Raw genomic sequence first — 13,423 nt, forward strand, 5'->3', positions numbered from 1 at the left:
GGCGCCGCCGCCTTCCGGCCCGGTTCCGTCGCACCGAACGGAGTCGCAAATGAAAAGATTCGATGCTGGCGAAATGACCGGCACGTTGGAGACACAGCAGGCCCGGCCGGCGCCACATCTCGGCCGCCCGATGCCGCGCGTCGAGGATGCCGCCATCCTGACCGGGCGCGGCCGCTACGCCGATGACCTCGGCGTCAGGCCCGGCACCCTGCAGGCCGCCATCCTGCGCTCGCCGCACGCGCATGCCGAACTCGGCGCCATCGACTGCGCCGCCGCGTTGCAGGCGCCGGGCGTGCGTGCCGTGCTGACGGGGGCCGACCTGCCCGCCTGGTCACGGCCTTTCGTGGTAGGCGTGAAGGCACCGATGGAACAGTGGGCGCTGGCAATCGACCGCGTGCGCTACGTGGGCGAGCCGGTGGCCGTGGTGGTGGCCGAGAGCCGCGCACTGGCGGAGGATGCGCTCGACCTCATGCGGGTGGAGTACCGCGTGTTGCCGCCGGTAGTGTCGATCGAAGCCGCCGTCGCCGACGACACGAGCGTGCTGCATCCCGGCCTGGGCAGCAACGTGGCCAGCGACCGCCATTTCCGCTATGGCGAGCCCGAGGCCGCCTTTGCCGCCGCGCCGCACCGCGTGGCGCTGACCGCCCATTACCCGCGCAACACCTGCACGCCGATCGAGTGCGGCGTGGTGATCGCCGAACACCTGCCCGGCGACGAGGGCTACCAGGTCACTTCCAACTTCATGGGCCCGTTCTCGCTGCACGCCGTGATGGCGATGGCGCTGCAGGTCCCGGCCAACCGCCTGCGCCATGTCGCGCCACGCGACTCGGGCGGCAGCTTCGGCGTCAAGCAGGCGGTGTTCCCCTACGTGGTGCTGATGTGCCTGGCCTCGCGCAAGGCGAGCGCGCCGGTGAAGTGGGTGGAAGACCGGCTCGAGCACCTGAGCGCCGCCACGTCGGCCACCGCGCGGCTTTCCACCCTGGAAGCCGCGGTCGAGGCGGACGGCCGCATCGTCGCGCTCTCGTATGACCAGCTCGAGGATTGCGGCGGCTACCTGCGTGCGCCGGAGCCCGCTACCTTCTACCGCATGCATGGCCTGCTAACCGGTGCCTACGCGATCCCGAACCTGCTGGTGCGCAACCGCGTGGTGCTGACCAACAAGACGCCGACCGGCCTCGTGCGCGGTTTCGGCGGGCCGCAGGTGTACTTCGCGCTGGAGCGGCTGGTGCAGCGGATCGCGGTGGAGCTGGGCCTGGATCCGCTCGACGTATACCGCCGCAACTTCGTGCCCGCCGATGCCTTTCCCTATCGCGCGGCGGCGGGCGCGCTGCTCGACTCCGGCAACTACCAGCTGGCGCTGTCGCGCGCGCTGGAAGCGGGCGACTACGGTGAACTCAAGCGCCGCCGCGACGCCGCGCGCGCCGAGGGCAGGCTGTACGGCATCGGCTTCGCGGCCATCGTCGAGCCATCGGTGTCGAACATGGGCTACATCACCACCGCCACGCCGGCCGCGGCACGCCGCAAGGCGGGCCCGAAGAACGGCGCCATCGCCAGCGCCACGGTCAGCGTGGACCTGCTCGGCGGCGTGGTGGTGACCATCGCGTCCACGCCGGCGGGCCAGGGCCATATGACCGTGTCGGCGCAGGTCGTGGCCGACGTGCTCGGCATCGATCCGGCTGACGTCGTGGTCAACGTCGAATTCGACACGCACAAGGATGCCTGGTCCGTGGCCGCCGGCAACTACTCCAGCCGCTTCGCCGGCGCCGTGGCCGGCACCGTGCACCTGGCGGCCACGCGCGTGCGCGACAAGCTGGCGCGCATCGTGGCCTCGCACCTGGGCTGCGACCCGGCCGAACTGGTCTTCGCGGATGGCCGCATCGTGCGCCGGGGCGCGCCGGATACCGCCCTGCCCTTTGCGCGCGCGGCCAGTAACGCGCCGCATTGGTCGCCGCAGCTGCTGCCGGCCGGCGAGGAACCCGGCCTGCGCGAAACCGTGTTCTGGTCGCCCCCCAACCTCGATGCGCCGGACGAGCAGGACCGCGTCAACACCTCCGCCTGCTACGGCTTTGCCTTCGACCTGTGCGGCGTGGAGATCGACCGCGCTACCGGCCGCGTGCGCATCGACCGCTACGTGACTGCGCACGACGCCGGCAAGCTGCTCAACCCGGCGCTGGCCGACGGCCAGATCCGCGGCGCCTTTGCGCAGGGGCTGGGCGCGGCGCTGATGGAGGAATTTCGCTACGGCCCGGACGGGAGCTTCCAGTCCGGCACGCTGGCGGACTACCTGATGCCGACCACATGCGAGGTGCCCGACCCGCTCATCGTCCACCTGGAGACACCAAGCCCGTTCACGCCGCTCGGCGCCAAGGGCCTCGGCGAGGGCAACAACATGAGCACCCCGCCATGCGTCGCCAACGCGGTGGCCGATGCGCTGGGCGTGAGCGACATCCGCCTGCCGCTCACGCCCGCCAGGGTGATGGCGATGATCGGCTTCGACGACCCGCCGCCATCGCGTCCGGAACTGGCCGAGGCGGCAAGAGAGGCCTCGGAGAACAACAAGAGCGGCGGCAAGGGCGGCAAGGCCCTGAGCGCGCGCGGCACGGTCGACCTGGACGCCACGCCCGCAGCCGTCTTCGCCGTCCTGCTCGACCCGCAGGCGCTGGCCAGGGTCGTGCCGGGCTGCCACGCGCTCGTGCCCATCGGCGACAACCGCTACCGCGCCGACGTGACCGTGGGCGTGGGCATGATCAAGGCCCGCTACGAAGCCGAGATCGCGCTGTCCGACCTGGAGCCGCCGCACCGGCTGCGGCTGGCGGGCGCGGGCCTGTCGTCGCTCGGCAGTGCGCGCGGCGCGGGCCTGGTCGAACTGGCCCCGCACGGTGCCGGCACCCGCCTCACCTACGACTACGAGGCCGAGGTGTCCGGCAAGGTCGCCGCGGTCGGCGGCCGCATGCTCGAAGGCGCGGCCAAGGTGGTATTGCGCCAGCTGTTTGAATCGCTCGGCCGGCAGGCTGGGGGCAAGCCTGCGCGCAAGCCGGGCTGGATCGCGCGTCTGCTGGCGCTCTTTGGAGTCCGTCGATGAAACCTGCAGCCTTTGATTACCTGCGCGCCGAATCCGCGCAGCACGCGCTGGAAGCGCTGGCCCGTGCCGGCGAGGGTGCCCGCGTGCTGGCCGGCGGCCAGTCGCTGATGGCCGTGCTGAACATGCGGCTCGCGCAGCCGCAATTGCTGATCGACATCTCGCGCACCCCTGACCTGGATACCGTGCGCGTGGAAGACGGCGATCTGGTGGTGGGCGCTGCCGCCACGCAGGGCAACGTGGAATGGCGCCCGTCACTGGCCGACGAGGTGCCGCTGCTCGCGCTCGCCTTCCCGCATATCTCGCATTTCCAGATCCGCAACCGCGGCACGGTGTGCGGCTCCATCGCCCACGCCGACCCCAGCGCCGAGCTGCCGCTGGTGCTCACCGCGCTCGGCGGCGAGGTGGTGCTGCGCTCGCTGCGCCGCCGCCGCGTACTGCCGGCGGCCGAGTTCTTCCGCGGCATGCTGATGACGGCGCGCGAGCCCGACGAGCTGGTGGAAGCGGTGCGCTTCCCGCTACGGCGGCCCGGCGCGCGCTATGGCTTTACGGAGTTCTCGGCCCGGCATGGCGACTTCGCGCTGGTGGCCTGCGCCGCCATCGTCACGGACGACGCCATTGCGCTGGCCGTGGGCGGCGTGGCCGACCGGCCGGTGCTGGAGACCTGGCCACGCCTGCGGGGCAAGGCGCTGGCCGAGGCGATCAACGATTTCAGCTGGAAGCTGGGCGCGCAGGACGACGCCCATGTCAGCGCGCAGTACCGCCGCCACCTGGTGCGGCAACTGGGCATGCGCGCAATCGAGGAGGCAAGATGAGCAAGACCCTTAATGGCGCACCTTCGGGTGCGCCGCCGGTGATGCGGCGCGACGAGCGCCACTGCATCACCCTGACGCTGAACGGCAACGAGCGCAGCGCCTTGTGCGCGCCACGCGAGCTGCTGTCCGACTTCCTGCGCCATGAGCTCGGCGCCACCGGCACCCACGTCGGCTGCGAGCACGGCGTCTGCGGCGCATGCACGGTGCGGGTGGACGGCGTGGCCGCGCGCTCCTGCCTGATGCTGGCGGTGCAGGCCGACGGCCGCGCCATCAATACCGTCGAGGGCCTCGCCCCGCGCGAAGGCCTGGGCGACCTGCAGGAAGCCTTCCGCCGCCACCATGCGCTGCAGTGCGGCTTCTGCACCGCGGGCATCCTGATGTCGTGTGCGGACTACCTGGAGCGCGTACCCGAGCCGACCGAGGCCCAGGTGCGCGACATGCTGTCCGGCCACCTGTGCCGCTGCACGGGCTACACGCCGATCGTCGCCGCCGTCCTCGACGTGGCCGCCAGCCGCGCGCGCTCGCGCCGGATTGCGGCACCGGTTGCCGAGGAGTGCTGCGATGCTTGACCTCGGCCGCACCTTCCTGCAAAGCGTGGAGCGCAGTCCCCACGCCCCCGCGATCGTCGACGGCGACCTGCTGCTGACCTACGAGCAATGGCTCGCGCGCATCCGCGGCGTGGCCGCCGGCTTGCTCGACCTGGGCCTGCGGCCGGGCGACCGCGTGCTCGCCATCCTGCAGAACCGCTGGGAGATGGCGACACTGCACTGGGCCTGCCAGTTCGCCGGCCTGGTCATCGTCCCGCTGAACTGGCGCGCCAAGCCGGACGAGCTGGATTACTGCGTGCGCGACGCCGGCGTGAAGGCGCTGGTGTTCGAGCCGGTCAGCGCCGACGCCGTGCTGGACAGCGCCGCCGCGCAGGAAGTCCCCTGCATCGCGCTGGACGGCGCGCCGGGCGGCTCGCTGTCGTTCGACACCCTGCTCCGTGCCACGCCCCGCCGGGACAGCACGCAGGCTGAGTTGGCTGAGGCCGGCGACATCTCGCTCATGCTGTACACCTCCGGCACCACCGGCAAGCCGAAAGGTGTTCCACGCCGCCACCGGCAGGAACGCGCGGCCGCGCTGGCGCATGTTGCGCAGAACCTGTACCGGCGCGGCGAACGGACGCTGGGGGTGATGCCGCTGTACCACACCATGGGCGTGCGGTCCCTGCTGGCCATGGCGCTGGTGGACGGCCTCTTTGTCTGCGTGCGGCGCTGGAGCGCGTCGCAGGCGCTGCAGGCCATCGCCGCCCATCGCGTGAGCTGCCTCTATCTCGTGCCCACGCTCTACCACGACCTGCTGGCCGAGCCGGGTTTCGACAGCAACGATGTGCGCACCGTCACCAAGCTCGGCTTCGCGGGCGCCGCCATGAACGATGGCCTGCTGACCCGGCTCGAGCAGGCGTTCCGCCCGGAGCTGTTCGTCAACCACTACGGCTCGTCCGAGGTCTATACCTTCAGCGTCGACCAGCACGCGGCGCGCAAACCCGGCAGTGCGGGCCGCGCCGGCCTGAACACGCGGCTGCGCGTGGCGCGGCTTGACGCGGCCTCGCCGGACGAGCTGGCCGCGCCCGGCGAGGAAGGCCAGATCATCGCCGACCTGCGCGGCGACGAGGCCTTCGAGGGCTACTGGAATCGCGACGACGCCAATGCCAAATCCCTGCGCGACGGCTGGTACTTCACCGGCGACATCGGCTACCTCGATGCCGACGGCGACCTGTTCGTGACCGGACGGGTCGACGACATGATCATCAGTGGCGGCGAGAACATCTCGCCCGCCGATATCGAATCGGTGCTGTCCCTGCACCCCGCCGTGGACGAGGTGGCGGTTGCCGGCGTCCCCGACGCCCGCTGGGGTCAGAAGGTGGTGGCCTTCGTCAAGCCGCGCGGCTGCGTCGACGCCGGCGCGCTCGACGATTACTGCCGCGGCTCCGACCTCGTCAACTTCAAACGACCGCGCGACTACGTGTTCGTCGCCGACATCCCGAAATCGCCGGTCGGCAAGATCCTGCGCCGCAAGCTGTCGGCGGGCGAATACAGCGCGCTTTCCTCTCTTCCCTACAGCGACCCCATCAAGGAGTAACGACATGACCCAGTCCTTCGCACTGACCCACCCCGACCAGCAGCGCCTGCAGGACCTCGACGGCTTTTCCGTGGAGATCGACCCGGCCCGCGAGCGGGCGGACATCATCCTGCATCGCCCGCCCTATAACGTGATCGCGATGGCGGCCCGCGACCAGTTGCGTGCGGTGTTCGAGGCGCTGGATGCCGATGACCGCGTGCGCGTCATCGTGCTGCGCGCGCAGGGCAAGCATTTTTCCAGCGGCGGCGACATCCGCGGCTTCCTGGAGGCGTCGCCGGAGCATGTGTCGAAGCTCGCGTGGAACGTGGCGGCGCCGGCGCGCTGCAGCAAGCCGGTGATCGCGGCCAACCAGGGCTACTGCTTCGGCGTGGGCTTCGAACTGTCGCTGGCGTGCGACTTCCGCATCGCCACCGCCACCACGGAATACGCACTGCCGGAGCAGAAGCTCGGCCAGATTCCGGGATCCGGCGGCTCGGCGCGGCTGCAGAAGATGGTGGGCGTGGGCCGCACCAAGGACATCGTCATGCGCTCGCGCCGCATCCCGGGGCGCCAGGCGTACGAGTGGGGCATCGCCGTGGATTGCGTCGCTGACGCCGAGCTGGAAGCCGCCACCGATGCGCTGGTCGACGAACTGCGCGCGTTCTCCCCGCTGGCGCAGCGCACCGCCAAGAAACTGCTCAACGACACCGAGGACGCACCGCTGTCGATCGCCATCGAACTCGAAGGGCACTGCTACAGCCGCCTGCGCAGCTCGGACGACTTCCGCGAGGGCGTGGAAGCGTTCCACGCGAAGCGCAATCCCGATTTCCGCGGCAGCTGAGCGCGGGTGCGGGCGGGGCTGACCCGCCTGCCGCGCCGGAGATACGGACGCATACGGACGCATCGACGATGCCCCTGGTGGGCATCGCGGGGAGCCGTTCATTCAAAAATATATGGAGACAACGATGGAAGTGCTGGCAAATGACAAGGTATCGCACGGTGCGATGCCGGCGGCCGCGAACAACCGGCAGGTGCTGGGCGCGGTGACGGCTTCGTGCATGGGATGGGCGCTCGACCTGTTCGACCTGTTTATCCTGCTGTTCGTGGCGCCGGTGATCGGCAAGCTGTTCTTTCCGTCCGAGCATGCGATGCTGTCGCTGGCGGCGGTGTACGCGTCGTTCGCGGTGACGCTGCTGATGCGCCCGCTCGGCTCGGCCATCTTCGGGACCTATGCGGACCGGCACGGGCGCAAGGGGGCCATGGTGGTGGCCGTGACCGGCGTCGGCCTGTCGACGGCCGCGTTCGGGCTGCTGCCGACGGTCGCCCAGATCGGCCTGTTCGCGCCGGCGCTGTTCATCCTGCTGCGGCTGGTGCAGGGCGTGTTCGTCGGCGGCGTGGTCGCTTCGACGCATACCATCGGCACGGAATCGGTGCCGCCGTCGTGGCGCGGCGCGGTGTCCGGCCTGGTGGGCGGCGGCGGCGCGGGCATCGGCGCGTTGCTGGCGTCGATCACGTACATGGCGATGACGGCGCTGTTCCCCGGCGATGCCTTCGAAGTGTGGGGATGGCGCTGCATGTTCTTCGCCGGCATCGTCAGCTCGGTGCTGGGGCTGGTCATCTTCAATTCGCTGGAAGAGTCGCCGCTGTGGAAGCAGCTGCAGGCAGCAAAGGCCGCCAGCGGCCACGCCAAGCCGCAAGCCCATCCGCTGCGCACGCTGTTCTCGCGCGAGTATCGCGGCATCCTGCTGGTCAACATCCTGCTGACCGTGGGCGCGGGCAGCGCCTACTACCTGACTTCCGGCTACCTCCCCACCTTTCTCAAGGTCGTGGTCAAGGCATCCCCGGGCGAGTCCTCGGCCATCCTGATGCTGAGCAGCCTCGGGGTGATCGTCGCGTCGGTGGCAGCGGGGCATTTCAGCACGCTGGTCGGCCGCAAGCGCGCCTTCCTGCTGATCGGCGCGGTCAGCCTGGTGCTGATGCCGTTGCTCTACCAATGGATGCCGGCCGCGCCAACCGCGACCCTGCGCGGCGTCTACGCGGTGGCGCTGAGCATGCTCGGGTGCGCCGGCTTCGCGCCTATCCTCATTTTCCTGAACGAGCGGTTCCCCACCAGCATCCGCGCCTCTGGCACGGGCTTGTCGTGGAACATCGGCTTCGCCATCGGCGGGATGATGCCGACGCTGGCATCGCTTGCCGCCGGCACGCCCGCCGGCCTGCCGGTGATCCTTGGTGTATTCCTCGCGGCCGTCACGCTGGTCTATCTGGTGGGGGCAGCGATCGTGCCGGAGACGCTGGGCCGTCTTGTCGAAAAGTAAGGAGCACTGCTGGGCTGCGGGGTGGCGGCCGGACTTCGTTGAAGCGCCGGCCCTCACCCCCGGCCCCTCTCCCGCGGGCGGGAGAGGGGAGCAAACCGGCCCACAAGACCTGCAAGGTCTTAAGTCCGACACATTCCGTCTTGGACAGACATGCCGCCCCCTGCCTAGACTCCATTCACCCCCGGGCAATGCCCCGGATTCTCAACAGTGAAACCAGGCAGTTTTTTTTGATCCGTTTATCTATCTACCAGTAGATAGCATCACTTAAAAGCTGGCCGATCGGACTAAACAGGAGAGCATCATGCAAGCAAAGACCATCCTCACGGCTATCACATTGGCCGCCGCCCTGACCGCCGGCGTGGCCCACGCAGCCGCCCGGCCGGAAACCGCCGGCAGCGCATTCCGCGTGAACACGCCTCGTGACGCCTACACCGACGGCGCCCGCATCAGCAACCGCGACGGCTATACCGATGGCGCCAGGATCACCAATCGGGATGGCTACATTGCCACCCGCAAGGTCGACCCCTACCTGGACGGTGCGCGCGGCAATGACCGTCGCAACCCGTTCTACGACGGCGCCAACGCAGCCGATTCGCATCCCGACCTGCAAGTGGTTGCCGGACTCGACCGTACCGGTGTCTCGGCCAGTCCTGCGCGCCAGGCAGACCCGTACCTGGATGGCGCACGCGGCAACGGCCCGCGCGATCCCTACTCAGAAGGGGCTCGCGGCGCCAAGGGGTCCGGTGAGCACTTTTCGGCATAAGCGCGGGCCATCACGGGCACCCGTGCCTGATCTGGGCGGCGGCCTCGGATGCCGCCCAGCCCTGCCGGCACGACAGGTCCTGACATTTGATATGAAATCAAAAGTATTTGACCCATACACGGCTTAATCAACAAATATAAACCGCGCAAACTGCGGTCCATCGACGAACTTCCCGAGCCCGCGGCCACTACCCCCGGTGGCCGCACCCTCCCTGATCAAGGTCCCAAAATGAGTGTACTGTTCAAGCCCTTTACCATGGCCGAGCGCCAGCTCGCTAACCGGATCGCCATGGCGCCGCTGACCCGTTCCCGCAATCCGGACGGGGTTCCCAACGACCTCAACGCGCTCTACTACAGCCAGCGCGCTGACGCCGGCCTGATCGTGACCGAAGGCACGGTGATATCGCCCAGCGCCCAGGGCTTCCTGTTCAACCCTGGCCTGTACACACCACAACAGGTCGATGGCTGGCGCAAGGTCACTGACGCCGTCCACGACAAGGGCGGCACGATCTTCACCCAGCTCTGGCATGTCGGCCGTGTGAGCCATGTTTCGATCCAGCCCGGTGGCATTCAGCCGGTCAGTGCCACCGGCCAGACCGCGAAGAACACCAAGGCCTGGGGTTACACCGCCGACGGCACGCCGGGTGCGGTCGATGTGTCCGCGCCCCGGGCACTGACGACCGGCGAGGTCTATGGCGTGATCGCCGATTTTGCCGAGGCCGCCGCCAATGCAATGGAAGCCGGCTTCGACGGCGTCGAGCTGCATGGTGCCAATGGTTACCTGATCGAACAGTTCCTGAACCCGACGGTGAACGATCGCACCGATGAATTCCGCGGCGACACCGTGGAAAGCCGCACCCGTTTCACCCTGGCAGCCATCGACGCGGTCGCGGCGCGGATCGGTGCGCAACGCACGGCCATCCGTTTGTCGCCCTATGGCGGCCTCGGCGACATGGCCGCCTACCCTGAGCTCGAGGCAACGTATCTCCATCTCGCCGATGAACTCTCCAGGCGCCATATCGCTTACGTCCACCTGATGGATCAGAGCACGCGCGGCAGTTCGGCCACCCCAAGCGATTTCCTGGAAAAATTCCGCAGCCGATTCACAGGCGTGCTGATCCTTGCCGGAGGCATGACGCGCGCACGCGCCGAGGACCTCATCGCCGATGGCCTGATCGACATTGCCGCATTCGGCGAGCCGTTCATTGCCAACCCCGACCTGGTCGCACGCCTCGCGAACGACTGGCCCCTGGCCATGTCCGATCGCGCGCTCCACTATGGCGGCGGCGCCGAAGGCTACACCGACTATCCCGCCTACGACGGCAAGGCCGCGGCGTAAGGAACCTGCCAGGATCTGCCAAGATGAAATCCAATACCGCACTGCTTGCGCTCGCCATCGGCGCCTTCGGCATCGGCACCACCGAATTCGCCCCGATGGGATTGCTCCCCGTGATCGCCGAAGGCGTCGACGTCAGCATCCCCACCGCGGGGATGCTGATTACCGCGTACGCGGTGGGCGTGATGGTCGGCGCGCCGGTGATGACCCTGCTGTTCAGCCGCTTCGGCAAGCGCGCCGCACTGATGGCGCTGATGGCCATCTTCACCGTCGGCAACCTGCTGTCGGCGCTGGCGCCGGGATACGCCACGCTGCTGGCGTCGCGCCTGGTCACCAGCCTCAACCATGGCGCCTTCTTCGGCCTCGGCGCCGTGGTGGCCGCGAGCGTGGTGCCGAAGGAAAAGCAGGCCAGCGCCGTGGCAACGATGTTCATGGGACTGACCATCGCCAATATCGGCGGCGTGCCGGCGGCAACCTGGATCGGGCAGCAGGTCGGCTGGCGCCTGGCGTTCGCCGGCACCGCGGTGCTGGGACTGGTCGCCATGGCTGCACTCTGGCTGGCGTTGCCGCAGGGCGAGCGCGGCACCCCGCCCAATGTGCGCCGGGAACTGGCCGTGCTCACCCGCCCGCCCGTGTTGCTGGCGATGGCGACAACGGTGCTGGGCGCGGGCGCCATGTTCACGCTCTACACCTATATTGCGCCGGTGCTTGCCGATCTCACCGGCGCATCCGACACCTTTGTCACCCTCTCGCTCGTGCTGATCGGCGTTGGCTTCACGGTCGGCAATCACGTGGGGGGACGGCTCGCGGACTGGTCGCTCGATGGCGCGACGAAAATCGTCCTGTCGGCGCTCGCCGTCATCATGCTGATGCTCCCCTTCGCCCTCTCCCACCACGTCACCGCGGCCCTTGGACTACTGGCCTGGGGCGCCGCGACCTTCGCCGTCGTCCCGCCGGTGCAGATGCGGGTGATGGAAGCCGCGGCGGAAGCACCGGGACTTGCGTCGTCGATCAACGTCGGCGCCTTCAATCTCGGCAATGCCCTGGGCGCAGCACTCGGTGGCGGGGTTATCAGCCTGGATCTCGGCTACAGCGCGGTGCCGGTCGCTGGCGGCCTGCTCGCCGCGGCGGGATTCCTGGTGGTGTGGCTCAGCCGGGCAGACAGGCGCGCGCTGGTCGCTTCGTGAGCGCTGTGTCGGCGCCCACGCGTCTCGTACCAATCCAGTGAGAGAGCAGGCCCTTCCTATCAAGCTTGTGCGCCGCGAGTCCACGGGGCCTGCTGCATAGGGAATCGGCGGGATTGGGAATGGGAGGGGTCCCGACTTCGTTGAAGCGCCGGCCCTCACCTCCGGCCCCTCTCCCGCGAGCGGGAGAGGGGAGCCAACAAGCGAAAGACAAAGGTCAGGGGCACTCGCCAGCGATAGCGCGTGCGAGCGCAGCGACGCACTCCGCGAAAGCCAGCGGCAAGGCCATCAGCCCTCTCATGATGCCGCCCCGGCCAGCGTTGCCTCCAATGCCTTGAGGCCATCCCGATAAATGCCCTCGAACAGCCGCGATGCGTCGTCATCGCTCACGCCGGCCGGCGTGAACTGGCCGGACCATTCGACGCGCGAGGCCTGGTCCCCGTCGAGGCCGACCACGCGCAGCGTGGAGCGGTAGCCGGTGACCGGGAACGGCGCCTTCAGGATCGAGTAGGTGTAACTGCGCGCGCCCTGGTCGAAGGCCTCGAGCCGTTCGACGATGGCGTCGCCGTCCGGATTGACGAGGCTGCGCACACGGCCGCCCTCGCTCAGTTCGCTCTTGGGGATATACGGCAGCCAGTCGGGCAGCGAATCGAAGCCGCCAATCAGTTGCCAGACGCGGTCCGGTGCAACCGGCAGCGTGATCGTTGCAGAAGCTTGTGCCATGGTGGACTCCTTGAATCGAATGTGGTCCCGGATCAGTTGCTGTCGCCAGGCAGCGGCGCATTTGCCGCAACCAGGCGCTGCTCGCGCAGCTCGCGCCAGAAATCGGCGGGAATGACCGCCTTCAGCGCGGCGGTGTCCTCGGCGATGCGCTCGGGCCGGCTCGCACCCGGGATCACGGCGGCGACCGCCGGGTTGGCCAGCACGAACTGCAGCGCGGCGGCCTTGATGCTGACGCCATGGCGTTGCGCGATCGCCTTGATGCGCTCGACCTTGCTGATGATCTCGGGCGGCGCCTTCTGGTACTCGAAGTGCGAGCCGCCGGCCAGGATGCCCGAGCTGTACGGGCCGCCGACCACGATCTCGGTCTTGCGCTCCGCGGCCTTGGGCATCAGGCGCTGCAGCGCGCGCTCGTGATCGAGCAGCGAATAGCGGCCCGCCAGCAGGAAGCCGTCCGGCTGCACTTCGGTCAGGTCCAGCGTCAGTTCGATCGGCTCGACGCGGTTCACGCCCAGGCCCCAGGCCTTGATCACGCCCTCTTCGCGCAGCCGGGTCAGCACCTTGAAAGCGCCTTTGCGGGCCGTCTCGAAATAGGCCAGCCACTCGTCGCCGTAGAAGTCCTGGGCGATGTCGTGGACCCACACGATGTCGAGGCGGTCGGCCTTCATCCGCCTGAGGCTGTCCTCGATCGAGCGCAGCGTGGCGTCCGCCGAGTAGTCGTTGACCAGCTTGTTCGGGCGGCCGGCGGCGAACAGGCCGCTTTTCTCGCCCAGGGAGCGCGCGCTGGCGTCTTCGACTTCGTCCAGGATCAGGCGGCCGACCTTGGTGCTGAGCACGTATTCGTCGCGCGGGTGCCGGGACAGCGCTTCGCCCAGCCGGATTTCGGCCAGGCCCGCGCCGTAGAACGGCGCGGTGTCGTAGTAGCGCACGCCTTGCGCCCAGGCCGCGTCCACGGTGGCCTGCGCCTCCGCTTCCGGAATGTCGCGGAACATATTGCCCAGCGGGGCGGTACCAAAGCCGAGCACGTTGCCGGCGAGTGTGTCTTTGATGCTCATGACTGCTCCAGATACAAATCAAGTTGGGGTGAAGGCAGTCTAGGGTTGCAAGTT

General features: G+C 68.8%; 11 protein-coding genes. 9 read left to right on the forward strand and 2 right to left on the reverse strand.

All coding sequences use genetic code 11. The features are described 5' to 3' along the window. The first annotated feature begins 49 nt into the window (after positions 1-49). The 9 genes from JTE92_RS09715 to JTE92_RS09755 all read left to right on the forward strand — a co-directional run bounded on the left by JTE92_RS09715 (position 50) and on the right by JTE92_RS09755 (position 11,597). Positions 50-3,082, forward strand: a complete 3,033-nt coding sequence (locus tag JTE92_RS09715) for a xanthine dehydrogenase family protein molybdopterin-binding subunit (RefSeq protein WP_063239674.1) — start codon at positions 50-52, stop codon at positions 3,080-3,082. Next, positions 3,079-3,894, forward strand: a complete 816-nt coding sequence (locus tag JTE92_RS09720; protein WP_063239673.1) for an FAD binding domain-containing protein — start codon at positions 3,079-3,081, stop codon at positions 3,892-3,894. Before JTE92_RS09715 ends, JTE92_RS09720 begins: the two co-directional genes overlap by 4 nt. Beyond that, positions 3,891-4,463, forward strand: a complete 573-nt coding sequence (locus JTE92_RS09725) for a (2Fe-2S)-binding protein (protein WP_063239672.1) — start codon at positions 3,891-3,893, stop codon at positions 4,461-4,463. The genes JTE92_RS09720 and JTE92_RS09725 overlap by 4 nt, the downstream gene beginning before the upstream one ends. Continuing rightward, the gene (locus JTE92_RS09730) at positions 4,456-6,018 is read left to right on the forward strand and encodes an AMP-binding protein (protein ID WP_063239671.1); all 1,563 of its coding nucleotides are present in this window, start codon (positions 4,456-4,458) and stop codon (positions 6,016-6,018) included. Before JTE92_RS09725 ends, JTE92_RS09730 begins: the two co-directional genes overlap by 8 nt. Before the next feature lie 4 nt (positions 6,019-6,022). Then, positions 6,023-6,838 carry an enoyl-CoA hydratase/isomerase family protein gene (locus JTE92_RS09735; RefSeq protein ID WP_063239670.1) on the forward strand — a complete coding sequence of 272 codons (816 nt, stop codon included), beginning with the start codon at positions 6,023-6,025 and terminating at the stop codon, positions 6,836-6,838. Positions 6,839-6,962: 124 nt separating this feature from the next. Continuing rightward, complete coding sequence (locus tag JTE92_RS09740) at positions 6,963-8,312, forward strand: MFS transporter (protein WP_063239669.1); 1,350 nt, start codon at positions 6,963-6,965, stop codon at positions 8,310-8,312. 301 nt (positions 8,313-8,613) lie between these two features. After that, on the forward strand, positions 8,614-9,075 hold the full coding sequence (locus JTE92_RS09745) for a hypothetical protein (protein WP_063239668.1): 462 nt from the start codon (positions 8,614-8,616) through the stop codon (positions 9,073-9,075). 228 nt (positions 9,076-9,303) lie between these two features. Next, positions 9,304-10,413 (forward strand): alkene reductase, encoded by a 1,110-nt coding sequence (locus tag JTE92_RS09750; RefSeq protein WP_063239667.1) that lies wholly within the window; start codon positions 9,304-9,306, stop codon positions 10,411-10,413. A gap of 23 nt (positions 10,414-10,436) precedes the next feature. After that, a complete protein-coding gene (locus JTE92_RS09755) occupies positions 10,437-11,597 on the forward strand; it encodes an MFS transporter (protein WP_063239666.1) in 1,161 nt (386 codons plus the stop codon). A 294-nt stretch (positions 11,598-11,891) separates the two neighbouring features. On the opposite strand, the gene JTE92_RS09760 is transcribed toward JTE92_RS09755, so the two are convergent. Beyond that, positions 11,892-12,317: an SRPBCC family protein gene (locus JTE92_RS09760; protein WP_063239665.1), complete on the reverse strand. Its 426-nt coding sequence runs from the start codon at positions 12,315-12,317 to the stop codon at positions 11,892-11,894. A 32-nt stretch (positions 12,318-12,349) separates the two neighbouring features. Next, positions 12,350-13,369, reverse strand: coding sequence for an aldo/keto reductase (locus JTE92_RS09765; RefSeq protein ID WP_063239664.1), 1,020 nt, complete (start codon positions 13,367-13,369; stop codon positions 12,350-12,352). Positions 13,370-13,423: the final 54 nt, after the last annotated feature.

The organism is Cupriavidus oxalaticus (assembly GCF_016894385.1).
In the GTDB taxonomy this organism is placed as follows: domain Bacteria; phylum Pseudomonadota; class Gammaproteobacteria; order Burkholderiales; family Burkholderiaceae; genus Cupriavidus; species Cupriavidus oxalaticus.